A 25,995-nucleotide genomic window follows, 5' to 3' on the forward strand; every position below is an offset into this window, starting at 1 on the left:
TCTTTTATTTAACGGAAGTAAGGAAAAATCATTTTTCGTGAGGAAAATGTTTGTCACTTCTAATGGTACAGCTAGAACCTCCTAGGGTTTCATTAGATGAAAGGGACTAACTTAAATAAGACGATCCGGGGTATCAGCTCTCTGAAAAAGGGAGTTTTCCTCTCGCTTGTCCTCTCCCTTTCTGCCGTCGTGCAGAACGCCGTGGCCCAGGATTTCGAGCATCTTCACCCGAAGCAGCTCCCCCAAACGAACCTCCCGCCCCCGCCCGCCAACGCGCCCGTGCCGGTCACCGAAGGGGACGACACCGAGATCGCCCCGGCGCTGAAGGGGATCGTCCTCCTCACCGATTCGGCCTCGGTGAAGGCCGACGGGATTTCGGACGCCTCCGCTTTCAACGGGTCTTCGGTGAACCTGCCGCTGACGCCCTCCCTCGCCGCTCCCGCGCCGGCTGCCAAGAAGAAGTCGCCCCGGGGCACGGGCGACGCCTCGACGCAGGGAAGCAAGGGGAAGAAGAGCCTCGCCGCCTCGCCCGCCGAAGCGGCCGCTGCCATCGCGACGCCGGAGACCTCGTCCTCCACCGGGGAGGGGACGATCTACTTCAACGGGAATTTCTCCGAGGCCGACAAGAAGGGCCTCGTCGATTCGCTCCAGGGCTACCTCGGCCAGCCGGTCTCGATGCAGAAGCTCAACGAGCTCCTCCGCGACATCATTCTCTATTACCGCCGGGGCGACCGCCCGCTCATCGATCCCTACCTCCCCGAGCAGGACATGAAGGGCGACGTCGTCCAGATCGTCATCCGCCAGGCGAAGCGGGGCAAGGTGTTGACCGAGGGGAACAAGTACTTCCCGAACGATCTCCTCATCTCCTACATCCGGACTCCTGAGGGCGCTCCGCTCCGCTCCGACTCGATCAATTCCGACGTCGCCTGGCTGAACCGCAATCCCTTCCTCCAGAGCACCCTGGTCTATCAGGCAGGCGAAGAGCCCGGGACGACCGACATCGTGCTGAAGACCCAGGACCGCATGCCGTTCCGCGTCTATACGGGCTACGAGGATACGGGCAGCACGCTGACCGGCGACGGCCGCCTCGAGGCCGGTTTCAACTGGGGCAATGCCTTCGGGATCGGCGACCAGTTCAACTACCAGTACACGACGAGCGACGACTTCCATCTCGTCCGCGCCCATTCGGCGACCTACACCCACTTCCTTCCCTGGCATCACGTGATCAACGTCGTCGGGACCTACGCCGACTCGAAGGCGAGCTTCCCGGCCTATCTTCCCTACCAGTCGAGCGGCGATGCCTGGCAGGTCGGCTTCCGCTACACGGTGCCGCTCCCCGATCTGAAGCCCTTCGGCCAGATTTACACCCACGAATTCGTCTCCGGCTACGATTTCAAGGAAAGCTCCTCGCAGCTCCTCGTGAACAGCACCTTCATTCCCCAGAACAGCCCGACGACTCAGGTCTCGGAGTTCTCCGCCGGATATAACTTCTCCATTGGCGACGCGGGCGGCGTCACCTCGCTCAGCAACAGCGTCTTCTACAGCCCGGGCGGCCTGCTCAATCACGACAAGGCTCCCGATTACCTGGCGGCGAATGCCAGCGGCTCGAAGTTCGTCTACTACCGCCTCTCCTTCTCCCGCACGCAGAAGCTGCCGAAGGATTTCTCCTTCATCTTCAAGGGTTCCTACCAGGCGACGAACGAGCGCCTCCTCGGCGGCGAGCAGATGGGCCTCGGCGGCTACGATACGGTGCGCGGCTACGAAATGCGCGAGGCGAACGGCGACGAGGGCTACTTCTTCTCCGGGGAAGTCCGGACCCCGGGCTGGAGCATCGGTCGTTTCTTCGTGAAGGATTATGACGCCGACCGCTTCACCCTCCTCGGCTTCACCGACTACGGCGGCGTCTCCCAGTATCGCCCCGATTCGACCCAGCTGCGTAGCACCCCCTCGACGAATCCGAACGTCAATCTGTGGAGCGCCGGTGCGGGCTTCCGCTACAATATCAACCCCTACTTCTCGGTCCGCTTCGACTACGGTTGGCAGCTGATCGACAGCGGCGTCGATTATGCCTTCCGCCATCATGACGGATCGCGCGGCCACCTCGGCCTCACGTTCAGTTACTAGGTCTTCCCTCTCAGGGAGGACGACAAAAAAGCCGGACATCGCTGTCCGGCTTTTTGTTGCCCTGGGGGCGGCTCGGCTTCCTGTTTCGGTTAGCTGACGCTGACCTTCACATGCTTCGGCTTGGCCTCTTCCCTCTTGGGGAGGGTCAGGGTCAGGACGCCGTCGACCAGCACGGCGACGATCTTATCGGTGGCGATGCTTTCCGGCAGGGTCAGGCCGCGGCGGATGGTCGCCACTTCCTTCTGCTCGCCGAAGCCGGTCTTCCGTTCGGCGGTGAGCGTCAGGCGCTCGCCTTCGGCCTCGATTTGGAGGTCTTCCTTGCGGACGCCCGGGAGATCGAGGGCGACGTAGTAGTTGTCTTTGTCCTCATGGAACCGGAAGGAATCGGAAGCGGGATGGGCCCAGCCGAGCAGGTCGGCGAGTTCATTCGCGGGGTTCCGGTTGATGCGGTTGGAGAGATAGGGAATCAAGTTCATGATGTTTGCCTCGGTTGGTTGTTTCGTCTCTTTTCGAGGGCTTTTACCCTCGTCATTGTAGCTGCTTAAGTCGTGCCGCTTTTGAGAAACGGGTAAGTGATTGAAAATCAATGGCTCATTTCCATTTCAGAGATGGATCATTATGTCGCTTTTTCTCATGCCACTTCATTTTGTGACAATATGACTCCATTATTTAGATGAAACGAGTTTCGGTTGCTGGCGTCTGTACCTATAGATATGAAACGCATTGTGGCCGGAGGGCTTGTCCCCCTGGCTTTGTTGGTTGGCATCCTGGTCTTGGCTCCGCAAGGGAAAGCTCAAGCCAGCGTGGGGTTCTCCATTTCGATCGGCGGGGGGGCTCCGCCTCCGATCCCGCCGCCGCAGCTGGTCGCGGCCTACCCGCCCCCCGGCCCGGGCGCGGTCTGGATCGAGCCTCATTACGAGCTGCGCGGGAATCGCTGGTACCTGATCGACGGCTACTACGATTATCCTCCCGCCCCCGGCGCGGTCTGGATCGTCGGACGGCCTCGGCCCGAGTATTGGCACGGACGTGAGGATCATCGCGTCTGGAACCATGGCCGCTGGGATGACGGCCGCGGCCATCGCTAAGCGTATAGAGTCCTAGGCAAGCCGGAGCCTGCCCGGGACAAGTCGATTCTCTCTGATCCCCCGGCCTTCCCAAGGAGGGCCGGGGAAAAGGGAATGACAAAAGCCCCGTTCTGGGGCAAGGTTCGGTCTGCCTTTCACCATGGAAACCGCTGCCGCACCTGAAGCCGCCTCCTTTCCCCTCGACCGGAAGCCCCCGTGGCTCCGGGCCAAGGTGCCCGCCGGGGAGACGTACCAGGAAGTCCGCAAGATCGTCAGCGAGAACCGCCTCCACACCGTCTGCGAGAGCGCCCAGTGCCCCAACCTCGGCGAATGCTGGGGCCGCCGTACGGCGACGGTGATGATTCTCGGCGATATCTGCACGCGGAGCTGCGGCTTCTGCGCCGTGAAGACGGGACGCCCCACCGAGCTCGATCTCGACGAGCCGCGCCGCGTCGCCGAGGGCCTCGCCCTGATGAATCTCCGCCACGCCGTCATCACCTCGGTGGCCCGCGACGAATTGAAGGACGGCGGCGCCGGGGTCTGGGCCGAGACGATCCGCCAGGTCCGCGCGAAGTGCCCGCAGACGAAGATCGAGGTCCTCATCCCCGATTTCAAGGGGCATTGGGAGGATCTCTACACGGTTCTTTCCGCCGTTCCCGACATCCTGAACCACAATGTCGAGACGGTCCGCCGCCTCCAATCGGCCGTCCGTCCCCAGGCGAAGTACGAGCGGACGCTCGAACTCCTCCAGCGGGCGAAGACGGCGGGTTTCACGACGAAGTGCAGCATCATGCTCGGCATCGGCGAGGAGGCCCACGAGATCGAGGAGACGCTCCGCGACCTCGCGGCGATCAAGGTCGACATCCTGACCCTCGGCCAATACCTCCGCCCCTCGAAGGACCACCTTCCCCTCGACCGCTGGGTCACGCCGCAAGAGTTCGCCTCATGGAAGCGCTTTGCCCTCGAGATCGGCTTCGGCGTCGTCGAGTCGGGTCCGATGGTCCGCAGCTCCTACCATGCCGACGAGCAGTCCGACCGGTATGCGACCAGCGTTGAGCTGCCCGCTCCGCTGACGCTGTAGCGTTCCAAGGGAGCGCTTTTTCCCGCGCCCTTCCCCCTCACTCCCCGCTCATCGCCCTCAATCGGGCGAGGTTGCGCTTTGCCTCGGTGGAGTCGGGCTTGAGCCGGAGGACGGTCTCGAATTCGGCCCGGGCCTCGTCCCTTTTTCCGAGGCGGTAGCAGGCGATGCCGAGGTTGTTGTGGGCCTCGAAGTAATCGGGATCGAGCCGGGTCGCGGCGAGGAATTCCTTGTAGGCCTCGCCGACGTTGCCGCGCTGATTCAGCCCGTTGCCGAAGGCGTAGTGGAACGCGGCGTTGTCGGGCTTCAGGAGGACGGCGGTTTCGAGGTGCTCCAGCGCCTGGTCGAGGTGGCCGGTCTCGGCGAGGGCGGTGCCGTAGTTCGATTGGCTTTGGGCGTCGATGGGGCAGAGGGCGACGGCGGTCGCCATTTCGGAGATCCCGTCGGCGAGGCGGCCCATGTGATAGAGCGTGGCGCCGAGCTTGTAGTGGGCCTCGGCGAAATCGGGGCGGAGCCGGAGGGCCTCGTTGAAGTGGATGACGGCCCCGAGGTAGTCGCCCTGCGTGTAGAGCTCGTCCCCGACGCTGGCCTGGGTGCGGGGATTCTCGGGGCGTTGGGCGAGGGTGACGGCCCAGAGGGTCGCCGAGGTTTTGTAATCGTTGTTCCGTTCCCAGGTGACGATCCCGAGGGGAAGGGCGAGGAGCCCGGCGCAGAGGAGAACGGTTTTCCGTTCCTTCACGGCGGCGTGGAGGGCGAGGACGAGGCCGACGAGGAGGACGGCGAGGGGAAGGTAGAAGCGATGCTCGGCGATGGTCTGTGTCTGGACCGGGATGAAGCTCGAGCTCGGCGCGAGGAGGAGGAAGAAGGCCGCCCCGAGGAAGCCGAGGGCGGGCCGCCGGACGAGGGCCCAGGCGGTCCCGGCGAGGAGGAGGGCGATGCCCGGGAGATAGGGCCACGCGAGGGCGAGAGTCGGGATTTTCTCGAACCCGTAATCGAGGATCAGCGGGGAGGGCCAGAAGGCGAGGCGGAGGTAGAGGAGGATCGCCTTCGCCTGGGTCAAGGCATAGGTGACGGGGGTGACGTCGGCATAGAGGCCGGTGTGGGGAACCCCTGCCTGGACAGGGCCGACGCTCCCCCCGCGCGCATGGGTCGAGAGGACGAGGAGGAGGAGGAAGATCCAGGTGGCGGCCAGGCTGAGATGGAATCGTTTGTGCTCTTTCCAGGCAGCGGAAAAGGTGCCGGAGAGGAAGGTGCGGTCGTAGAGGAAGGCGAGGAGGGGGATGGCGGCGGCGGTTTCCTTCGTCCCCATCGCGAGGAAGCAGGAAATCAGGGCGACGTTCTCCCAGCGCCGGGCGGTTTCGGCCGGTCCCGAGGCACCCCGCAGGAAGGCGTAGAGGGTGAGGAGGGTCAGTCCTGCGGCCAGCGATTCGGCCCGCTGGACGAGGTAGGTGACCGACTCGGTCTGCAGGGGATGGACGAGCCACAGGAGGGCGGCGGAAAAGGCGAGGGGGGAGGCGGAAGAGTGGAAGCGATCCTGGAAGCGGGGAAGGAGGAGGGTGCGGCGGAGGAGATCGAAGAGGACGAGGCCCGAGGCGAGGTGGATGACAAGGTTCAGGAGATGGTAGCCGAAGACGTCGAGGCCCCCGGCGGCGTAATTGAGGGCGAAGGAGAAGTTGAGGAAGGGGCGGCCTCCGGTGGTGTGGTTGTAGACCGGGAGGAGGGAGCCGAAGAGGGAGGTGATCGTCTTGTTGTATTTAATCGAAGGGGAGTCGTCGAAGACGAAGGGGCCGCCGAAGCTGTTCGCGTAGGCGAGGCATCCCGCGAGGACGAGGAGAAGGGCGGGGAGGAGGGGCGAGTGGCGGAGCCGGTCGAGAGGAGCGGTTCGTTGAAAATGCATGGCAGGCTCTGGAGAAAGGAAACCAGAATTCCTCCGCATCGTCCCGCCAAATCGCAATTTTTAGTTCGCTTTAGTATAACTAAAATGGACTGGAACAAGCTCTAAGGAACGAAGGGGCGGGGCGTGGAGGGCTTTCCGGTCAGCGTCAGGGTGGCGGGGGCGAGGCCTTCCGCCGTCGCCTTCACGACGACGGGGCCGGGCTGCCGCAGCGCGCCGACGATGAGCTGGGCGAGGCCGTTGAAGGCCGAGCGTTGGGCCGCCTTGTCGGTCGGCTCCTGTTCGGCCTCGCGCGAGGCGGGATTGCCGTTGCCGACGCCGAGGAGGCGGCCTCCCGAGATCTCGAAGGAAAGAAGGTTGCCTGCCGTGGGGACGACGCGGCCTTCCTTGTCGACGACCTCGGCGCGGACGATCGCGGCGTCCTCGCCGTCGGCCGCGATCTCCGGCCTGTCGGGGACGAGGCGGAGGGCGTAGGGGGTGCCGGTGGTCTCGACGCGGGCCTCGGAGAGGGGGATGCGGGCATAGGAGCCGCGCGCGCTGAGGACGCCGGGGGCGTAGGGGACGCTCCATTCGAGGTGGCCGTTCTGGGGGACGCTTTTCTTGCCGAGGCTCTTGCCGTTGAGGAAGAGCTCGACCTCCTCGCAGTTCGCATAGACCCAGACGGGAATCGGCTGCCCCTCCCGTCCCGGCCAGTTCCAGTGGGGGAGGAGATGGAGGACTGACTTCCTGCTCCACCACGCCTGATAGTAATAGGCGATGTCCTTCGGGAAGCCGCAGGCGTCGAGGATGCCGAACTGGGAGCCGGTGTTGCTCTCGAACGGCATCGGTTCCCCGCGATAGTCGAAGCCGGTCCAGACGAAGCCCCCGGCGAGCCACGGGCGGGCGAGGTAGTATTTCCACCACGCCTCGGCGGTCGAACCCCAGTTCGGGTACTTCGCGTCGTAGGCGGGGAGGTATCGCTCGGCCCACTTCTCCCGGGAAGGGCTCTTCCGGTTCACGGCTTCGGGGAGGGCGTAGGTGGCGGCCTCGGCGGGGTTCTCCGGGGCGTAGGCGCCGCGGGTGGTGAGGGTGCTGGCTTCCTCGGTGCCGAGGGAGGGGATGCGGGGGAAGGCCCGGTGGTAGACGTCGGGGTCCTTCGGGCGGGTCGTCTCCGGGGTGGGGCCGGTGTTGAAGAGGTTGCAGTAGTTGAAGCCCATCACGTCGGTGAGGACGGAGAAGCCGATGCCCCAGGCGGTGTTCCGGTCCCAGCCGCCCCGGGGAAGGGCCCGCGCGCCGTTGTTCCCGAAGGTGGTGAGGCGGGAGGGATCGAGGCGGTGGGCGAGGTCCCGCAGGGTGACGAAGATCCGGGTGCCGACGGCCTCGTCCCCCTGGAGGTGCCATTCCTCGTTGCCGAGGGACCAGAGGAAGACCGACGGATGGTTCCGGTCCCGGCGGATCATCCGCTCGAGCTCGTCGGTGGCGGTGGCCGAGTCGTCGAAGCGGCGGTTCTCGTCGAGGACGAGCATCCCGAGGCGGTCGCAGGCGTCGAGGAGTTCGGGCGCGGAGGGATGGTGGGCGGTGCGGTAGGCGTTGCTTCCGATCTCCTTCAGCTGCTCGATCCGCCAGGCCTGGAGGCGGTCGGGGAGGGCGGTGCCGACCCCGGCGTGGTCCTGGTGGTTCGCGGTTCCCTGGATCTCGACGTGCTGGCCGTTGAGGAAGAATCCCTTCTCGGGATCGAAGGCGAGGGTGCGGATGCCGAAGGGGGTCTCGTAGGCGTCGGCCTGCGCGGGTTGGTTCCCGAGACCCTGGACGCGGGAGACGAGGCGGTAGAGGGCGGGATTGTCGAGGCTCCAGAGGACGGGCTCGACGACGGGGACGGTCGAGACGACGGTCTTTTCCTCCCCCGGCTGGAGGGAGACGTCTTCCGGGGCGGCCTCGGCGACCTGCTTATCGGCCTGCTTGTCCGCGGGTGAAGGGGCGAAGATGGCGGAGAGGAGCGTGGCGGAGGCGGGGGCGGTGCCGTCGTTGCGGAGGGTGGTCTCGATGCGGAGGAGGGCGCTGCCGCCGCCCTGCTTCACGGTGGCGGAGACGAAGGTCCCCCAGTGGGCGACGTGGAGGGAACCCGCCTTCACGAGCCAGGCGTGGCGGTAGATCCCGGCCCCCTCGTAATACCAGCCCTCGGCCCGCGTGGCGTCGGCGCGGACGACGATCGTGTTCGCCTGGTCGGGCTCGATGCCGTAGCGGAGCCACGGGGTGAGGTTGTAGTGGGTGCCGATGGTGCCGCTCGGGTTGCGGCCGACGCAGTGGCCGTTGATCCAGACGAGGCTGTTCCGGTAGATGCCGTCGAACTCGACCCAGACGGCCCGGCCCTTGTCGCTCTCGGGCAGGGTGAAGGTGCGGCGGTACCAGCCGACGTTCGTCCCGGCACGGGCGGCGGCATTGGGGAAGGCGATCGCCTTGCGTCCATGGTCCTTGTCGGCGGTCTCCGGCTCGCGGGAGTCGTCGCGGCTCGTGTAGGGGAGGGAGACGGCCCAGTCGTGGGGAAGGGTGACGTCGCGCCACGCGCCGTCGTTGAAGCCGGGGGCGACCCAGGAGAGCTTCCCGCCGAGGTTGCCGGAGACGGGATCGCTCCGGTCGGAGACGAGCTGCCGCTCGGCCTCGCGGTCGGCGGGGCTGTTCTTGGAAAGGACGCGGGCCTCTGGGTAGGCGAGGAGCGCGCTCGCGTTGTCGTCCGGCGGATCGCCGAAGGTGAACTTCCAGCCGGTATCGAGAAGGAGCCGTTCCCGGGCGGGGGGAGGCTCTTCCGCTGCCGGAGCCGGGAAGAGAGGGCCTGCGGGAAGAAGGAAAAGGAATGGGAGAAGCAGGAAGCGCACGGGAAGCGCCTGCGAGCGTAGGAGGAGGGAGGAGTCTGGGAAAGGAGAAAGGGAATGGAGGGAACGCGACGCGACGTTCTCCCCCGGCACCCCGCCCTTACCTCTGCGTCGACAGCACCCGTTTCCGATCCCGCCAGATGCGGGGGGAGAGGCCGACGATTTTCCGGAAGGTCCGGTTGAAGTGGGCGACGGAGCCGAAGCCGCATTGAACGGCGATGTCCTGGATCCGGAGGCCGGGGGCGGCGAGGAGTTCCTGCGCGCGGTCGATCCGGGCCTGGGCGAGGTATTTCTTGAACGGGACGCCGGTCGACTTGTGGAACGTCTTGCACAGGTGGAAGGTGCTGACGTGGAGCCGGGCGGCCATCTCGCCGAGGGAGAGCGGGGTGGTGAGGTGGTCGTGGATGTGGCGCTTGGCCCCGGCGACGATGGGGGGCTCGGTCGTCTCCTCCTCGACGGCGATCCGGTTGGCGATGGCGGAGAGCTGCTCCGCGAGGAGTTCGAGCAGGTGGACGATCGCCTTGTATTGGGAGGCGGGAAAGACGGGGCTGCGGAGGTAGGCGCTGCGGAATTCCTCGGCGGGGACGACGTTCCCCTGCAGGCGGGGGGCGACTTTCCGGAACCGCTCCGGGAGGTCGGCGGTGGGGGAGAGGGAGACCTGGCCCGTCTGGAGGAAGCCGATGACGCGGCCCCCGGCGCGGAGGGGGACGATCGAGTCGTGGAGCCCGGCGAAGCACTCGAGCGTGACGCTTTTCTCGTGGCCCCCGGCGACGAGCTTCTTCTGCATCTCGACACATCCCTCGCACCCTCCCTCGCGGAGGCCGGCGAGGGCGCAGAAGGGGTTCACGTTCGCCTTCCCTTCGAGGGCGTGATGGCCGGTCTCGCAGGCGTGGAGCTGGAGGGGGAGGCGGGTCGATTCGGTGAAGGTCTTCTCGTAATCCTGATAGACTTCGGTCTGGGCCAGCTTGCGGATGATATTGGCGCGCACCTTCATGCCTTCGAGTATGAAAGCGGGAGGAGGAGGAAGTAAACGGAATTTGGGTGCGGCAGAATGACGCTGAGGAGAGGGGGAGGGAGGTGAAGAAATGTATTGCAAGTAATTTGCATTATATCTAGCACCACTAAATGCAAATAGATTGCGTTTATTGTGGGGCCGGAAAACGGTGGGGTTGGGCGGCGGTCCTCGGCATCTCGATGGCCTGTTCCCATGCGGCCCCAGTTCCGGCGGTGTCGGGGGCTTCGGAGGTCGCCGTCCTCGACGAAGTCACCGTTGTCGGGCAGCTCGACGAGGCCCGGGAGCGGATCGTTCCGAACACGGGGGCGATGGTCTACACGATCACGCGGGAGCAGATCGAGGGGCAGGCGCAGGGGAACAACGTCCCCTTCGGCAAGCTCCTCCTCCGCTTCCCCGGCGTGAGCCAGGATGCGTCGGGCTCCGGGGCCGTCCATATCCGGGACGAACACGGCAACGTCCAATACCGGATCAACGACGTCTTGATCCCCGAGGGGATCACCGGCTTCGGGAGCGAGTTCGACACCCGCTTCGCCGACCGGGTCGACCTGATCACGGGGGCCTTGCCCGCGCAGTACGGCCTGCGGACGACGGGGATCGTCGACATCCACACGAAGAGCGGGGCCTTCGACCCGGGCGGCGAGGTCGGGATGTACGGCGGGAGCAACGGCACCGTCCGTCCCAGCTTTGAATACGGCGGCGTCGCCGGGAAGGGGAAGACGAACTATTATGTCTCCGGCAGCTACCTCCAGAACGAGATGGGGATCGAGAACCCGACGGCCTCCCACACGGCGCTCCACGACGACACGGAGCAATATCGGGGCTTCGCCTATCTGTCCCGCCTCCTCGACGACACGAGCCGGGTCAGCGTGATCACGGGGACGGCCTACAACCAGTTCAACATCCCCGACACCGCCGGGTTGGAGAACGACCCGGGCGCGACCTTCTTCCCCTCGACGGCGACGCCCACGTACGCCTCCTCCGCGCTCCATGAGACGCAGATCGAGCAGAACAACTACGAGATCGTCGCCTACCAGAAGACCGTCGACGACCTCGACTTCCAGGCCGCCGCCTTCAACCGCTACAGCAACGTCTCCTTCCGGCCCGATTGGGCGGGCGACCTCTATTTCAACGGCGTGGCGGGAAGCCTCGACCGGAGCATCATGACGAACGGCTTCCAGCTCGACAGCCGCTACCGGCTGACCGAGGCCCATACGGTGCGCGGCGGGGCGCTCTTCACGGCGCAGGGGGCGCGGCAGGGGGCCGTCACCTCGGTCTTCGCGACCGACGCGACCGGGGCTCCGACGGGCGATCCCTATGCCGTGGCGAGCCGGTCCTACCAGAATGCCTACTCCTACGGCCTCTACCTTCAGGACGAATGGAAGGTGACGAAGGCGTGGACGGTGAACTTCGGCGGCCGCCTCGACCTCTACGAGGGACAGGTCTCGCAGAACCAGATCAGCCCGCGGGTGAACAGCACCTACGAGTTCAACGACCGGACGACGGTCCACGCCGGGTATGCCAGCTACTTCACGCCGCCGCCACTGGAGAACGTCAACTCGGCAACGGTGAGCCAGTTCGACGGGACGACGAATTCCTCCAGCGCCCTCGTTGGGCTGCCGAACGACCCGGTCCGGGCGGAGCGGTCCCATTACTTCGACGCCGGGATCGTCCACCAGGTGACGAAGGAATACCAGATCGGCCTCGACGGCTATTACAAGATCGCCCAGAACCTGATCGACGACGGGCAGTTCGGCGCGGCCCCGATCCTCACGGCGTTCAACTACCGTCGGGCGGAGATCGCCGGGGTTGAGCTGAGCCAGAACTATACGAAGGGCGGCTTCAGCGCCTACGGCAACGTCTCCCTCCAGCAGGCGCGGGGGACCGGGATCAACTCGGCCCAGGCCCCGCTCTTCGGAACGAGCCAGGAGGGAGTCGACGCCTACAACTATATCGCGGCGAACAAGGTCTACCTCGACCACGACCAGCGGTGGACCGGCTCGGCGGGGCTCTCCTACCTGATGAACGAGACGCGGCCCTATGCGGAGCTGGTTGTCGGCAGCGGCCTGCGGAAGGACGGGGTCGACGACAACGGCGTCGCGGTTCCCAACGGCGGCATCTTGGATGCCTACGACAACGTCAATATCGGCGTCGAGCAGACCTTCCGGTTCGCGGGCGCGCCCAATCTCAAGGCCCGCTTCGACATCGTGAACCTCTTCGATCAGGTCTACTTCCTCCGGGACGGGAGCGGGATCGGCGTCGGGGCGGCCCAGTACGGGGCGCGGCGCGGGTTTTACGGCGGGATCACCTATTCGTTTTGACCCGTTCCGTCTCCCGGTTTAGGGTCGCGCCATGTCTAAGGCGTTCAAGGAACTGACGGCGGCCGAGGTGCTCGCCCTCGCGATTTCCCAGGAGGAAGAGGATAGCCGGATCTACGGCCAGTTCGCCCAGCGGGTCGCGGCCGATTATCCCGAGACCGCCGCCGCCCTGCGCCACATGCAGGAGGAGGAGGCGGAACACGGCGCGCGGCTGACCGAGGCCTATCACCGCTGGTTCGGTCCCCACATCCCGCTGATCCGCCGCCAGGACGTGAAGGGCTACATCCGCCGCAAGCCGCTCTGGCTGGCGAAGGTGCTGACCGTCTCGCAGATCCGGGCCGAGGTCCATCGGATGGAGGCCGATGCCTGCGATTTCTATACCGCCGCCATCGGGAAGACGAACGACCCGATCCTCCGCTCCTTCCTCGTGAAGCTGGCGGAGGAGGAGGGGAAGCATGCCGACCTCGCCGAGGCCTTCGAGGAGAAGCGGATCGCCGGGGGAGGGGACAAGGAGGAGAAGCGGCGCTTCGTCCTCCAATACGTCCAGCCCGGGCTGGCCGGGTTGATGGACGGATCGGTCTCGACCCTCGCGCCGGTCTTTGCGGCGGCCTTCGCGACGCAGAGCAGCCATGACGCCTTCCTGGTCGGCCTCGCCGCCTCGCTCGGCGCGGGGATCAGCATGGGCTTTGCCGAGGCGCTCTCCGACGACGGCGTCCTCAGCGGGCGCGGCAAGCCGTTGATGCGCGGCGCGATCTGCGGCCTCATGACGACGGCAGGCGGCATCGGCCACACGATTCCCTATCTCATTTCCGATTTCCGCCTCGCGACGGGGATCGCCGTCGGCGTGGTGGCCGTCGAGCTGGCCGTGATCTCGTGGGTCCGTCATCGCTACATGGAGACGTCGCTGTTTTCGGCGGCGATCCAGGTGGGGATCGGGGGGGCGGTGGTCTTTCTGGTGGGGTGGGTGATTGGGTCGTTTTAGGGGGACATGCGGTTTTCTGCTAGGCGGTCCGCCTCCCTGGATGGCAAGGGGGTGGGGCAGCCCTTCGGGACCTGCGCGGTCAACCCTGTACAGCTGGAGGCGATCCGCTTTAACGCCACAGAGGGGCTTCGCCCCTCCGTGACCTCCCCTTCTGAGGGCCTTAACTAGGCGGACGCGTTTCCCCCCTGCGCCGCGTCTCCTAACTGGATTAATATCCGCTGCTTCCCAAGCGTCCGAGGGTACGTATTGAAGGGGTAGCGGTACCAATACGCCTAGACTCCTATCTTGCCAACGCCGGGAAAGTGGCCTTACTCTCTCCCCTCTACACTTATGGCATATACCTCGATTACCCCTCCCGCCGGCGGCACGATCACCATCAAGGATGGCATTCTGACCGTTCCCGATAATCCCGTGATCCCCTTCATCCGGGGCGACGGCACCGGCCGGGACATCTGGGCCTCCAGCGTCCGCGTCCTCGACGCCGCGGTGGAGAAGGCCTACGGCGGCAAGAAGAAGATCTCCTGGTTCGAGGTCTTCGCGGGCGAGGCCTCCAAGACCAAGTTCGACAACTGGCTCCCCGATGACACCATCACCGCCTTCAACGAGTACCTCGTCGGCATCAAGGGCCCGCTGACGACCCCCGTCGGCGGCGGCATCCGCTCCCTCAACGTGGCGCTCCGCCAGATGCTCGACCTCTACGTCTGCCTCCGCCCGGTCCAGTACTTCACCGGCGTCCCCAGCCCCGTGAAGGCCCCGGAGAAGGTCGACATGGTCATCTTCCGCGAGAACACCGAGGACATCTACGCCGGTATCGACTTCGAGGCCGGCGGCGAGGCCGCCCTGAAGACCCTCGAGTTCCTCAAGGCGAACTTCCCCAAGGAATTCAAGAAGGTCCGCTACGGTGCCGACGAGATCCAGAACGTCGGCGTCGGCATCAAGCCGGTCTCGAAGTCGGGCACGGCCCGCCTCGTCCGCGCCGCGATCAAGTACGCCATCGAGCAGAAGAAGAAGTCGGTCACCATCGTCCACAAGGGCAACATCATGAAGTACACCGAGGGTGCCTTCCGTGACTGGGGCTACGAGGTGGCGAAGACCGAGTTCGGCGCGGTCGAGATCGACGGCGGCCCCTGGTGCAAGCTCCCGAACGGGATCATCATCAAGGACGCCATCGCCGACATCACCCTCCAGCAGGTCCTGACCCGTCCCGAGGACTTCGACGTCATCGCGACGCTGAACCTCAACGGCGACTACCTCTCCGACGCCCTCGCGGCGCAGGTCGGCGGCATCGGCATCGCCCCCGGCGGCAACATCAACTACATCACCGGCCACGCGATCTTCGAGGCGACCCACGGCACCGCGCCGAAGTACGCCGACCAGGACGTCGTGAACCCCGGTTCCGTCATCCTCTCCGGCGAGATGATGTTCCGCTACCTCGGCTGGGGCGAGGCGGCCGACCTCCTGATCAAGGGCCTCAACGGCGCGATCGGCAGCAAGAAGGTGACCTATGACTTCGCCCGCCTCATGGAAGGCGCGACGAAGATCAAGTGCTCCGAGTTCGGCCAGAACATCATCGACCACATGTAGTCGCCCGTCCTCCGGCCTTCCGGAGGAAAGAGGAGAGCCCCGGTCCTGGAAACAGGGCCGGGGCTTTTTTTTGTCCCGAAGCGCGGTATAGTCCCTTCCTATGATTCCTCTCGAAGACGCCTACAGTGATATCCTCGGCAAAGCGCAGCGCGGACTGGGGCTCGACGATGGCGCCGTCGCCGCCGCCGTGGGGATCGGGAGGGAGGCGTGGCTGAAGGTGAGGGGCGGGCAGTACGACGAGGCGGCGGTCCGCAAGGCGGCCCCGGTCCTCGGCCTCGATGCCGACCGGCTGGTCGCGATCGCGAAGGAGGCCTGGCATCCCCGCGTGGCGATGCCGAAGGGCGTCGCCCGGGCGACGACCGAGTTCAGCGGGGGGACGGTGAACGCCTACGTCGTCTGGTGCCCGGAGACGAGGGAGGCGGCGCTCTTCGATACCGGGATGGACCGGACGCCGCTGTTGCAGATCATCCGGGAACAGGGCCTCACGCCCCGCTTCCTCTTCATCACCCACACCCACGTCGACCACATCGCGGAGCTCCCCGCCCTGGCGAAGGAGACGGGGACGGCCCCGGCGCTGGTCCACCGGAACGGCGACATCGGGGGGGTGAAGCTCTTCGAGTGGGGGGCGAAGTTCACCCTCGGCAAGCTGACGATCTCGACCCTCCAGACGACGGGCCATGCCGACGACGGTACGACGTTCGTGATCGACGGCCTGGCGGTCCCCGTCGCCATCGTCGGCGATGCGCTTTTCGCGGGCTCGATGGGGGGAGGGATGGTCTCCTATGCCGAGGCGCTGAAGACGAACCGGGCGAATCTATTTACATTGCCCGATGCGACGGTGATCTGTTCCGGCCACGGTCCCCTGACGACGCTGGGGCAGGAACGCCGTCATAATCCATTCTACGCCGTATAGCGGTACCTAGGGTGGTGGATGATTTAGGGCGTTGATTAATAAGGGGTTGTCCATTCGTACAAAATGCGAGTTTTTCCGCTGGAGTTACTCGTGTTTCCTGAGATGAAAAAATGATTGTGTTAATCAGAAAATTCATCTTCTATCCCGCTGTTTGCTTCTGATCTTCAAGACTTTCGACTTGGAGAGCGGCGCAAAGGGGCCGGGGCGCATGGACGTGCGCTGATCGGAGCGAAGAAACAAGATGTTTGATTGGGATCAGGCGCTCTATGTCTTGGAAAAACTGGATGGCGGCGGAGATCAATCCGGGCCGCGTCGATGCGAAATCGGAGAAGATTCTCTCCGGTGAGCGCACCCGTCTCGATTCCCTGTTAACCCGTTTCCTCGTCCTGCAGTGGGCCGTCCTCATCGGGATCGCCCTGTTCTGGACGAGCGGAAGCGCCCCCTCTTCCTTCACCGTTTTCTCGTCCCGCCTCTGGGACGCCCTGATCCTGGGGGCCGGGGTCATCCTTGTTCCCGCCTGGATGGGGTTCACCTGGCCGGGGCGGAAGGTGACCCATTACGCCCTTGCCGTGGCCCAGATGGGGGTGGCCGCCCTCCTCATCCATCTCTGCGGCGGACGGGCCGAGGCCCATTTCTATATCTTCATCTCGCTCGCCGTCCTCGCGTTCTACTGGGACGCGCGGCTCCTGCTGACGGCGGCGGCGGTGGTCTTCATCGAGCATTTCGGGATCGAGTATGCGGGCGGAGGGTGGAGGGAGAACGTGGCGGGGTTCATCGGGGAGGAGGTTCTCAGCCACGGGCTCTGGATCGCGGTGGAGACGGCTTTCCTCCTGTGGGGTGTCCAACGGATGGGCAAGTTTTTCGACGATCTGGCACTCCGGCAGATTTTCTTCGAGGAGATGGGGGAAAAGATGGGGGTCATCGCCTCGGACCGCGCCCGCGACCTGCGGGAGGCGAAGCGGCAGCTGAAGAACCTCGTCGAGCGCGCCCCGATCGGCCTCTACCGGGCCGACGCCGAGGGGAAGCTGGAGATGGCGAATCCGATGCTGGTGCGGATGCTCGGCTACGAGTCGTTCCGCGAGATGGCCGAGGCGGGGGTCCGCCTTTCGGCCCCGCTCCTCGCCGAGGCGGCGGCGGCCCCGCGCGGCGCCGTCCGGAGCCGCAACGGGGTCTGGGAAAAGAAGGAGGGGGCGGTGCTCCACGTCCGGGAGAATCTCCAGGTGGTCCGCAACGACGCGGGCGAGGTCGTCTGCTACGACGGCTCCCTGGAGGACGTGACCGACCGGAAGGCGCTGGAGGAGCGTTACCTCCAGGCGCAGAAGGTGCAGGCCCTCGGCCAGCTGGCCGGCGGCGTCGCCCATGATTTCAACAATATCCTGACGGTGATCGCCGGCTGCACGGAGATGCTGGAGGAGGATGTCCCCGGCCCCGTGGTCTTCGGCTACACGAAGGAGATCCGGCAGGCGACCGACCAGGCGACCGACATGACGCGGCAGCTCCTCGCCTTCAGCCGGAAGCAGGAGTTCCAGGTGAAGGTCTTCTCGGTGAACTCGGTGATCGAGGGGATGGACAAGATGATCCGGCGGCTGGTCGGGGAGCGGATCGACTTCGAGTTCCACGGCGAGGCCGACCTTTGGCGGGTGAAGGCCGATTCGGGCCAGATCCAGCAGGTGCTGATGAACCTCGCGGTGAACGCGCGGGACGCGATGCCCGACGGCGGGAAGCTGCGGCTGGAGACGGCGAACGTTGCCTTCGACGAGGCGGCGGCCCAGCTCTACCCCGAGATCACGCCGGGCGATTACGTGGTGGTCTCGGTGAGCGACACCGGCTGCGGGATGTCGCCCGAGGTGCGGTCGCGCATCTTCGAGCCGTTCTTCACGACGAAGGAGGTCGGGAAGGGGACCGGCCTCGGCCTGGCGACCTGCTACGGCATCGTCCAGCAGAGCGGCGGCCACATCACGGTCTACAGCGAGCCCGACCACGGGACGACGTTCCGGGTCTACCTTCCCCGCAACGGCGAGGCCGAGACGGCGATGGTCGCGCCGGTGCGGACGGGGATGCCGAAGGGGCGGGGGGAGACGATCCTCCTGGCCGAGGACGAGCCGATGGTCCGCACGTTCGTCGAGAAGGCGCTGACTTCCCTCGGCTACAAGGTCTACGTCGAGCCGAACGGGCAGGCGGCGATGGAGCGGTTCTTCACCCTGAAGCGGGTCGACCTCCTCTTCGTCGACGTCTTCATGCCGGAGATGGGCGGGATCGAGCTGGTGACGCAGCTCCGCCGGATCGAGCCCGACATCCGGGTCCTCTTCACCTCGGGCCACGCGAACGAGACCTTCCCCGGCCACGCCCTCGACGGGCGGCGGACCGATTTCATCGCGAAGCCCTACACCGTCATCTCCCTGGTCGAGAAGATCCAGGCGATGCTCCGGGGCGGCGGCGATCTGGAGCCGGCCCTGCAAAAGGGCTTCATGGCGATGAGCGGCCTGAAAAAGTAGGGACCCTCTCCGGAAGGGGGGGGTGAAAGAAAAGCTTGCAAAAGCTTTAAAATCGCTACCTTGATTTTTTTAGGACTCGGTTTGCCGATTCGAAGCCCGTCAGATCTTCAGTTGAAGGAATGTTCAGTGATGATTCGCGTCCCGATGGCTCGGGGCCAGGCAGAGGAAACGGACAACAGGTCGATACTTAGATAGCCAGAAAGTCTTATTCATCATGAGCACGAAACTCTACGTCGGGAATCTCTCCTTCAACACCTCGGAAGAGGAAGTGCGGGATATCTTCTCCCAATATGGCAACGTCACCGAATCGACGTTGATCATCGACAAGCTCACGGGGCGCTCCCGCGGTTTTGCCTTTGTCTCCTATGACTCCGAAGCCGCCGCCGAGGCCGCTATCGCGAAGCTCGACGGCCAGGACGTCGGCGGCCGCCGCCTGACGGTCAACATCGCCCGCCCGAAGGAAGATCGTCCCTCCTTCGGCGGCGGCGGCGGTGGTCCCCGCCACGGTGGTGGCGGCGGCGGATACGGCGGCGGCGGCGGTGGCCGCGGGCCTCGCCGTGACGGCGGTGGCGGTCGCGACCGCGATCGGCGCTAAGCACCCGGTTCGCTTTGAAAAAAGCCCCCTCGCAAGAGGGGGCTTTTTTTGTTTCCATCGCTTCCTTCATGAGTTTTCCCGAGCCCGCTCCCCTGCAGGAAGCCGATGTCGTCGTCCTCGGCGGCGGGGCGGCGGGGCTGATGTGCGCGATCACGGCGGGGCAGCGGGGGCGGCGGGTCGTCGTCCTGGAGGGGAACGAGCGGATCGGGAAGAAGATCCTGATTTCGGGCGGGGGGCGCTGCAATTTCACGAACACCGGGGCGGGGCCGGGGAATTATCTCTCCGGGAATCCCGGCTTCTGCCGCTCGGCGCTGGCCCGCTACACGCCCCGCCATTTCCTCGAGTTCGTCGAGCGGCGAGGCATCGCCTGGCACGAGAAGAAGCTGGGGCAGCTGTTTTGCGACCACAGCTCGAAGGAGATCGTCGACATGCTGGAGGCCGAATGCGCCGAGGCGGGGGTCGAGATCGTCCTGAACGGCCGGGCCACCGCCGTGGGGCGGGAGGGGAGCGACTTCATCGTCGAGACCCGGAAGGGGAAGTGGCGATGCGGCGCGTTGGTCGTGGCGACGGGGGGGCTCTCGATCCCGAAAATCGGCGCGGAGGACTTCGGCTACCGGGTGGCCCGCCATTTCAAGGTTCCGCTGACGGCGACGCGCCCGGGCCTCGTCCCCCTCACCAGCCCCGACCGCACCCTCCATGCGCTCAGCGGCCTTTCCCTGCCGGTGGCGATGAAGGGCGGCGGCGGGCGGTTCGAGGAGAATCTTCTTTTCACCCATCGCGGCGTCAGCGGTCCCGCGGTGCTGCAGATTTCCTCCTTCTGGCAGCCGGGAGAGGAGATCGAGGTCGATCTCCTTCCCGGCATGGAGGCGGCGAAGTGGCTCCGCGCCGTCCAGCGGGAGCCGGGCGGGACGACGCTCCGGCATGTCCTGGCGACGAAGTTCCCCCGCCGCCTGGCCGACGCCTGGGCCGATCGGGAAGGGGAGTGGGCCGACCGGCCGATCAACGGCCTGAAGGGGCTCTTCCTCGACGAGCTCGGCGCGAGGTTGAACCGCTGGATGTTCCGCCCCGACGGGACCGAGGGGTATGCGAAGGCCGAGGTGACGCTCGGCGGGGTCGACACGGGGGCGCTCTCTTCCAAGACCTTCGAGGCGCGGGAGGTGCCCGGCCTCTTCTTCATCGGCGAGGTCGTCGACGTCACGGGGTGGCTGGGGGGATACAACTTCCAGTGGGCCTGGGCCTCGGGGCATGCGGCGGGAGAGTCGGTTTAAGTCTGTTTGAAATAAGATCGCGATTGCGATAGAACTCCGCCATGGCTGAATTTTCCCCCACGCGGTATGACTCGATGCAGTATCGGAAGTGCGGCAAGTGGGGCCTGAAGCTTCCCGCGATTTCCCTCGGCGCGTGGGAGACCTTCGGCGGGTACAAGGGCGAGCAAACGGCGCGGGAATGCCTCTTCCGGGCCTTCGACCTCGGCATCACCCACTTCGACCTCGCGAACAATTACGGCAAGCCGCCCGGCCACGCCGAGCAGGTCGTGGGCAAGATCCTCAAGGAGATGCCGCGCGACGAGCTGATCATTTCCTCCAAGGCCGGTTACACCATGTGGCCGGGACCGTATGGCGACTTCGGCTCGCGGAAGTACATCATCGCCTCGTGCGACCAGTCGTTGAAGCGGCTCGGCCTCGACTATGTCGACATCTTCTACCATCACCGCCCCGATCCCGAGACCCCGCTCGAGGAATCGCTCGGCGCGCTCGAAAGCATCGTCCGCAGCGGCAAGGCGCTCTACGCCGGGATCTCGAACTACCAGGGTCCCCGCGCCGCGGAGGCGGCGGAGTTGATGCAGAAGCGGGGCTGGGCCCCGATCACGATCCATCAGCCGCGCTACAACATGTTCGACCGCTGGATCGAGGACGGCCTCCTGCCGGTGGCCAAGAAGGAGGGCTTCGGGCTCATCCCGTTCTCGCCCCTCGCCTGCGGCCTGCTGACCGACAAGTATCTGAACGGGATTCCCGAAGGCTCCCGCGCCACCTCCGACATGTGGTCGGCGGGCGGGGTCCGGGACAAGGCGAACAATGCCGAGTTCGTCGAAAAGATCCGCGGCCTGAACGCCATCGCGCAGGAACGGGGGCAGAGCCTCGCCCAGATGGCCCTCGCCTGGGTGCTGCGTCATCCCGAGGTGACGAGCGCGCTGATCGGGGCCTCGAGCGTGAAGCAGATCGAGGACAACGTCGCGGCGTTGAAGAACCTCGCCTTCTCGAAGGAGGAGTTGCTCAAGATCGAGAAGCTGATTTAAAGGCCAGCCGCTTCGGTTCCTCCTGCACTCGGACGCGTGGTTCCTCCCAAGCGGACAAGGGAACTAGCGGACGCGCTCTACCCGAAGCGGATGGCCTAATGCGGTACCGCTCCGAACAGTTCAGGCCCATCTGACGGGGAGGTCCAGGAGGGGCGAAGCCCCTCTTGCGTCGTCTAACCCGTGCGGGTTACATCCAGCTGTACAGGGTCTTTGCCCGGTCCCGAAGGAGCGTTCACCGCTCCCTTCGCGGTCCCTTAGAAGGCGTGGGCACCCTTCGTCCCGCTCTCTTCGTTGAGGGCTTCGCCGACGGCCTGGGGGAGGGCGGTGGGGCCGTGATGTCCCTGCCGTCCGCCGCGCTGCTTCCCCTTTTCGAGCTTCAGGTCGATCGCCTCGAGGCGCTGGATGAGGTCGATGAGGTCGCGTCGCGCGTATTCCCCGCCCGCCCCGGCGCAGAAGTGGGTGCGGCAGCCGAAGGGGCGGTCGTTATAGATCATGCATTTCCGTTCCTTGCTCAGGAAGGGGCAGGCATCGCCGTCGGTCTCGGGAAGCTTCGTCCGGCCCGAGGCGCGCCAGGCCTTCGCGGCGACGAGGGCCTCGGCCTTGGTCAGGTAGGGGGTCGCCCCCGTCAGGACGAAGTGGCAGCACTCGGCGATGCCGGTGCAGTTCCGCTCGAAGGCGAGGTTGGTCTTTTCCCGCTCCGCGAGATCGGCATAGACCTGGCGGACCTCGGCGACGACGGTCTTCTTCAGGGCGATGAGGGGATTGGGAACGTGGGGGCGCTTCATACTTAACGGGGTGGGACAGGCCACTTTACCCTGCCTGGTCCTTTCGGCATAGTGGAAAGGTGACGACCCACCCCCAGATCGGGAATCTCCTGCAAAAGGCCGCAAAGGCGGGAAACTGCCCCCTCCTCATCCTCGCGCCGATGCAGGATGTGACCGATCTGCCGTTCATGCGGGTGATGGAGCGTTACGGCGGGCCCGACCTCTATTACACCGAGTATTTCCGGGTCCATGGCGACTCGAAGCCGGAGAAATGGATCGTCCGCTCGATCCGGGAGTGCCCGGGCGGGAAGCCCGTGATCGCCCAGGTGATCGGGCAGGATATCCCGGCGCTGGTCCGGACGGCGCAGGCGCTGGAGCGGGAGCCGGTCGTCGGCATCGACCTGAACCTCGGCTGCCCCGCGCCGATCGTCTGCCGGAAGAAGGCGGGCGGCGGGCTGCTGCGGCACGTGGCGGAGATGGAGAAGATCGTCGCGGCGCTGCGCGGGGCGGTGGCGGGACCGTTCACGGTGAAGACCCGGATCGGGTTCGACGGGCCGGGGGAGTTCGACGCGCTCCTCGATGTCTTTACCCGCTATCCGATCGACGCGTTGACGGTCCACGGGCGGACGGTGCGGGAGATGTACCGGACGGCGGTCCACTACGACCGGATCGCCGAGGCGGTGCGGCGGATGGACGCGCCGGTCTTCGCGAACGGGAACGTCCTCTCGGTCCGCCTGGCCCGGGAGACGATCACGCGGACGGGGGCGGCGGGGCTGATGATCGGGCGGGGGGCGATCCGCAATCCGTGGATCTTCACCCAGATCCGGCAGGCGTGGGCGGGGGAGGCGGTCTACCGGCCGACGCTCCGCGACCTGCGGGGCTATATCGAGGCGCTCTTCGAGGCGACGAACCACGAGGGTTTCAAGGAAACCCTCCACGTGGCGAAGATGAAGAAGTACCTGAACTTTATCGGTCAGGGCGTCGACGCTGAGGAGGCTTTCCTTCGCGAGATTCGGTGCGCGGAGCGGGCCTCGCAGTTTTTTGCGGTGTGCGACCGGTTCCTTGACCGGGACGGAACGGTGCCCGACGAGCCTCCTGCTGGAGCGCTATTCTGTCCGCGTAGCGAGGCGTTGGCGTCCTCGGGGTGAAGTCGTCGTCCTCGTCGCGGGCCTTCCGCCGCTCGCGGGCCGGGGGGAGGGGGAGAACGTTCGTGACGGCGGCGGCGAAGCTCGGCGGGGGCGTGCTCTTGAAGTGGAGGGTTTTCCCGGTGACGGGGTGGGGGAAGCTCAGCTCGCTGGCGTGGAGAGCGAGGCGGCGGACGGGGTTGGCGCGGGCGCCGTATTTCTCGTCCCCGGTGACGGGGTTCCCCTGCTCGGCGAACTGGACGCGGATCTGGTTGCGGCGGCCCGTCTCCAGGCTGACGTCGACGAGGGTGTAGACGGGGCCCGCCTTCAGCGTCTTGTAGTGGGTGATCGCCTCGCGGGTCTCCTCGGTCGCCTCGGGCATGGCGAAGACTTTCTCCGGGCGGCTCTCGTCGAGGTGGCTGCGGAGGGTCCCCTGCGGCACCTTCAGCGCGCCCTCGACGAGGGCGATGTAGCGTTTGTTGACGGAGTGGTCCCAGTTCGCCTGGAGGAGCCGCTTCGTCTGGGGGGTCTTCGCCAGGACCATGATGCCCGAGGTGTCGCGGTCGAGGCGGTGGACGATGAAGACGCGCTCGTTCTGGCCGCGATATTTGAGGTAGGTGCTCGTCTTGTAGTAGACGGTTTCCTTCTCGTCCTTGTCGGTCGCGACGGAGAGGAGGCCGGAGGGCTTCTCGATGACGAGGAGGGAGGTGTCCTCGTGGACGATGCGGATCCCGGCGGGCATCTTCGAGCCGGGGGCGGCGAATTTCCCGGCGCGGACGGCGATGACGTCGCCCGGCTTCACGGGGTGGTCGAACTGGGACTGGCCGACGTTGTTGACGAGGACGGCCTTGTGGTGGAGCCACCGCTTCGCCTTGGTGCGGTTGACCTGGTCGGGCCAGGTGGCGAGGAGGAAGGGAAGCAGCGTCGTCGCCTGTTTCGCTTCGGCTTTGAAAATGTAGGAGGCCATGTCGGCCCCGAGCCTACCGGGAGATGGGGCGGGAGTCGAGGGCCTTGGCCAGGTCGGTGTCCTCCCCCATCGCGATGCGGGTGAGGCGGTAGGGATGGGAGAGGTCGAGCGGGACGGGATCGCCGCCGTAGACGCAGGCGGCGCGGTAGCCCGATTCCCTCAGGAGGGCCTCGATGACGGGGGAGTCGTGGCCCCGTTCCGCGGCGTTGTCCCCGAAGGGGAAGGAGAAGAAGGCGACGGGACGCCCGAGCCGCTCCTCGATTTCCTTCTTCGAGTCCTCGATCTCCTCGCGGAGGTCGGCGGGGGCGAGGGTCGAGAGGCCGCGATGGGTGCGGCCGTGGGACTGGACGGCGAGGCCGCCCTTCTCCATGGCGGCGAGCTCCTCCCACGTGGCGATCGCTTCGGGGGGCTCGACGCCGAGGTCGAAGTCGTTGTTCTTCCCGACCCAATCGGTCGGGACGAAGACGACGCCGGGAGCGCCGACGGCCTGCATGGGGGGAAGGGCGTGGCGGAGGAGGGAGCGGTAGCCGTCGTCGAAGGTGATGAGGACTCCCTTGGCCGGGAAGGTCTCCGGGTGGGAGAGGCCGTGGAGGAAGGCCTCGAGGGTGAGGAAGGCGTAGCCCCGGTCTTTCAATAGCTGGAGCTGGAGGGCGAAGGTTTCTTCGGGGACGTAGTACCAGCTCTTCCAGCCGTTCTCCGGGATGGGACCGATCTTGTGGTGGCCGAGGATGACGATGTCGGGCGCGGGCGCGGTCATGGGGAGGAAAAGAGGGCCTATGCGGCGGCGATTTCGAGGACGCGGGCGGCGATCTTCCGGGCGTCGAAATGGGTCTCGGCGAGTTCCCGGGCGAGGGCGCATTGGCGGGGATAGTCGGCGGCGATCGCCTCGATGGCGCGGGCGGCCTCGTCGGCGTCGCGGACGCGCCAGAGGCCGCCGCTGTCGGGGAGGTAGGCGCTGGGGCCGCTGTGGCTGACGACGACGGGCTTCCCGCTGGCGAGGTAGCAGAGGCTGCGGTCGCTGATCCAGGCGAGGCCGAAGCGGGCGCAGGAGGGCTTCGCGGCGCTGAATTCCCCGTAGGAGCCCTGGATGTAGCGGTGGTAGTCGGCGGGGGTCCCGGCGACGTCGTAGGAGTGGGAGAGCTGCCAGCCGTTGGCGAGGAGGGTGGCCCGGTCGGCGATGTCGCTCGGGTCGGTGTCGCTCAGGCAGAGGGCGAGCTGGAGGGGGTGGGCGGTTTTCTTCGGGAGGTCGAGGTAGGGGAGGAAGCCGGCCCGCTTGCTGTTGTCGTACCAATGGCCGCTCGGCTCGATCACGTATTCGTGGGCCTGCCAGTGGGAAACGGTGGTGTAGGGGGTCTGGGCCGAGGCAGCGGGGGCGACGTTCCAGAGTTCGAGGGCGACGCAGGGGTGGATCGAGTGCCAGCGGAGGCCGAGGTCGGGGGCGATGGTGCCGGGCGCGCCGAGGTTTTCCCCGGTGGTGAAGTAGAGGTCGTGCGGGGGGAGGTGCATCTGTCCCCCGGCGACCCAGACCTGGAGGAGGCCGGGATCGATGTCGATGAGGGCGGTGCGGCGGAAGAGGGAGAGGACGGCGACGGGGAGGCCGTAGCGGAAGTTGAGGAGGAGGTCGGACTCGGCGGCCCGGTCCGGGGTGAGGGCGACGGAGGCGAGGGAGGGGGGGATCTCCCGCCCGTCGAGGGGGGCTAGGAGGATGCTTTGGTCGAAGCCGTAGGGCCGGAGGAAGGCGCAGAGGTGGGCGACCTGGGCGTCGAGGGCCTCGTCGGTCGTCTTCGGATCGACGGTCTCGATCCAGCGGACCTCGCAGCCGCAGGCGCGGAGGCCGAGGGCCCAGTTCAGGTAGACCCAGAAATGGCCGCCGCCCCGGATGTAGGAGAGGGTTTGGGCGAGGAGACTGACTTTCACGGAGAGGCTGGCTGGGACT

19 protein-coding genes and 1 pseudogene are annotated in these 25,995 nt (G+C 66.0%); 12 read left to right on the forward strand and 8 right to left on the reverse strand.

Translation table 11 applies throughout. The features are described from left to right. The first annotated feature begins 189 nt into the window (after positions 1–189). Positions 190–2,124 (forward strand): ShlB/FhaC/HecB family hemolysin secretion/activation protein, encoded by a 1,935-nt coding sequence (locus BLU04_RS09865; RefSeq protein WP_157895260.1) that lies wholly within the window; start codon positions 190–192, stop codon positions 2,122–2,124. Between the two features lie 89 nt (positions 2,125–2,213). Here BLU04_RS09865 and BLU04_RS09870 read toward each other — a convergent pair whose 3' ends face one another. Then, positions 2,214–2,600, reverse strand: coding sequence for an Hsp20/alpha crystallin family protein (locus tag BLU04_RS09870; protein ID WP_093285305.1), 387 nt, complete (start codon positions 2,598–2,600; stop codon positions 2,214–2,216). Between the two features lie 327 nt (positions 2,601–2,927). Here BLU04_RS09870 and BLU04_RS09875 point away from each other — a divergent pair, with 327 nt between their 5' ends. Beyond that, on the forward strand, positions 2,928–3,209 hold the full coding sequence (locus tag BLU04_RS09875; RefSeq protein ID WP_093285308.1) for a hypothetical protein: 282 nt from the start codon (positions 2,928–2,930) through the stop codon (positions 3,207–3,209). A 139-nt stretch (positions 3,210–3,348) separates the two neighbouring features. Beyond that, complete coding sequence (gene lipA, locus BLU04_RS09880) at positions 3,349–4,269, forward strand: lipoyl synthase (RefSeq protein WP_093285311.1); 921 nt, start codon at positions 3,349–3,351, stop codon at positions 4,267–4,269. Between the two features lie 37 nt (positions 4,270–4,306). Here the strand turns inward: lipA and BLU04_RS09885 are convergent, their stop codons facing one another. The 3 genes from BLU04_RS09885 to BLU04_RS16485 form a co-directional block, all read right to left on the reverse strand. Further along, entirely contained in the window at positions 4,307–6,163 is a 1,857-nt protein-coding gene (locus BLU04_RS09885) for a tetratricopeptide repeat protein (RefSeq protein ID WP_093285314.1), read from the reverse strand. Positions 6,164–6,264: 101 nt separating this feature from the next. Then, positions 6,265–9,012, reverse strand: a complete 2,748-nt coding sequence (galA, locus tag BLU04_RS16735; RefSeq protein WP_162274672.1) for a beta-galactosidase GalA — start codon at positions 9,010–9,012, stop codon at positions 6,265–6,267. A 97-nt stretch (positions 9,013–9,109) separates the two neighbouring features. Next, entirely contained in the window at positions 9,110–10,003 is an 894-nt protein-coding gene (locus tag BLU04_RS16485) for a helix-turn-helix domain-containing protein (RefSeq protein WP_157895263.1), read from the reverse strand. A 131-nt stretch (positions 10,004–10,134) separates the two neighbouring features. On the opposite strand from BLU04_RS16485, the gene BLU04_RS09900 reads away from it, so the two are divergent. The 8 genes from BLU04_RS09900 to BLU04_RS09935 all read left to right on the forward strand — a co-directional run bounded on the left by BLU04_RS09900 (position 10,135) and on the right by BLU04_RS09935 (position 21,204). Beyond that, positions 10,135–12,342, forward strand: a complete 2,208-nt coding sequence (locus tag BLU04_RS09900; RefSeq protein WP_093285320.1) for a TonB-dependent receptor — start codon at positions 10,135–10,137, stop codon at positions 12,340–12,342. A gap of 31 nt (positions 12,343–12,373) precedes the next feature. Beyond that, entirely contained in the window at positions 12,374–13,321 is a 948-nt protein-coding gene (locus BLU04_RS09905) for a ferritin family protein (RefSeq protein WP_093285322.1), read from the forward strand. Positions 13,322–13,666: 345 nt separating this feature from the next. Beyond that, the gene (gene icd / locus BLU04_RS09910) at positions 13,667–14,905 is read left to right on the forward strand and encodes an NADP-dependent isocitrate dehydrogenase (protein WP_093288593.1); all 1,239 of its coding nucleotides are present in this window, start codon (positions 13,667–13,669) and stop codon (positions 14,903–14,905) included. Between the two features lie 100 nt (positions 14,906–15,005). Next, on the forward strand, positions 15,006–15,818 hold the full coding sequence (locus BLU04_RS09915; RefSeq protein WP_093285325.1) for an MBL fold metallo-hydrolase: 813 nt from the start codon (positions 15,006–15,008) through the stop codon (positions 15,816–15,818). A gap of 266 nt (positions 15,819–16,084) precedes the next feature. Beyond that, the gene (locus tag BLU04_RS09920; RefSeq protein ID WP_093285328.1) at positions 16,085–18,313 is read left to right on the forward strand and encodes a PAS domain-containing sensor histidine kinase; all 2,229 of its coding nucleotides are present in this window, start codon (positions 16,085–16,087) and stop codon (positions 18,311–18,313) included. 214 nt (positions 18,314–18,527) lie between these two features. Beyond that, on the forward strand, positions 18,528–18,908 hold the full coding sequence (locus BLU04_RS09925) for an RNA-binding protein (RefSeq protein WP_093285331.1): 381 nt from the start codon (positions 18,528–18,530) through the stop codon (positions 18,906–18,908). Positions 18,909–18,976: 68 nt separating this feature from the next. Then, on the forward strand, positions 18,977–20,176 hold the full coding sequence (locus BLU04_RS09930; protein ID WP_093285334.1) for an NAD(P)/FAD-dependent oxidoreductase: 1,200 nt from the start codon (positions 18,977–18,979) through the stop codon (positions 20,174–20,176). A 41-nt stretch (positions 20,177–20,217) separates the two neighbouring features. Further along, on the forward strand, positions 20,218–21,204 hold the full coding sequence (locus BLU04_RS09935; protein WP_093285337.1) for an aldo/keto reductase: 987 nt from the start codon (positions 20,218–20,220) through the stop codon (positions 21,202–21,204). Positions 21,205–21,458: 254 nt separating this feature from the next. Here BLU04_RS09935 and BLU04_RS09940 read toward each other — a convergent pair whose 3' ends face one another. Continuing rightward, a complete protein-coding gene (locus tag BLU04_RS09940) occupies positions 21,459–21,989 on the reverse strand; it encodes a YkgJ family cysteine cluster protein (protein ID WP_093285339.1) in 531 nt (176 codons plus the stop codon). Between the two features lie 59 nt (positions 21,990–22,048). On the opposite strand from BLU04_RS09940, the gene BLU04_RS09945 reads away from it, so the two are divergent. After that, positions 22,049–23,116, forward strand: a complete 1,068-nt coding sequence (locus BLU04_RS09945) for a tRNA-dihydrouridine synthase family protein (protein WP_231964855.1) — start codon at positions 22,049–22,051, stop codon at positions 23,114–23,116. A gap of 238 nt (positions 23,117–23,354) precedes the next feature. Here the strand turns inward: BLU04_RS09945 and BLU04_RS17000 are convergent. The 3 genes and pseudogenes from BLU04_RS17000 to BLU04_RS09960 form a co-directional block, all read right to left on the reverse strand. Beyond that, positions 23,355–24,059 (reverse strand): annotated as a pseudogene (locus BLU04_RS17000) (pseudouridine synthase); the annotation flags it as partial. Positions 24,060–24,072: 13 nt separating this feature from the next. After that, positions 24,073–24,816, reverse strand: a complete 744-nt coding sequence (locus BLU04_RS09955; protein WP_157895264.1) for a polysaccharide deacetylase family protein — start codon at positions 24,814–24,816, stop codon at positions 24,073–24,075. A 17-nt stretch (positions 24,817–24,833) separates the two neighbouring features. Next, positions 24,834–25,976 carry a hypothetical protein gene (locus BLU04_RS09960; RefSeq protein WP_093285347.1) on the reverse strand — a complete coding sequence of 381 codons (1,143 nt, stop codon included), beginning with the start codon at positions 25,974–25,976 and terminating at the stop codon, positions 24,834–24,836. Between the last annotated feature and the right edge of the window lie 19 nt (positions 25,977–25,995).

The sequence above is a fragment of the Verrucomicrobium sp. GAS474 genome, from assembly GCF_900105685.1.
Lineage (GTDB): Bacteria > Verrucomicrobiota > Verrucomicrobiia > Methylacidiphilales > GAS474 > GAS474.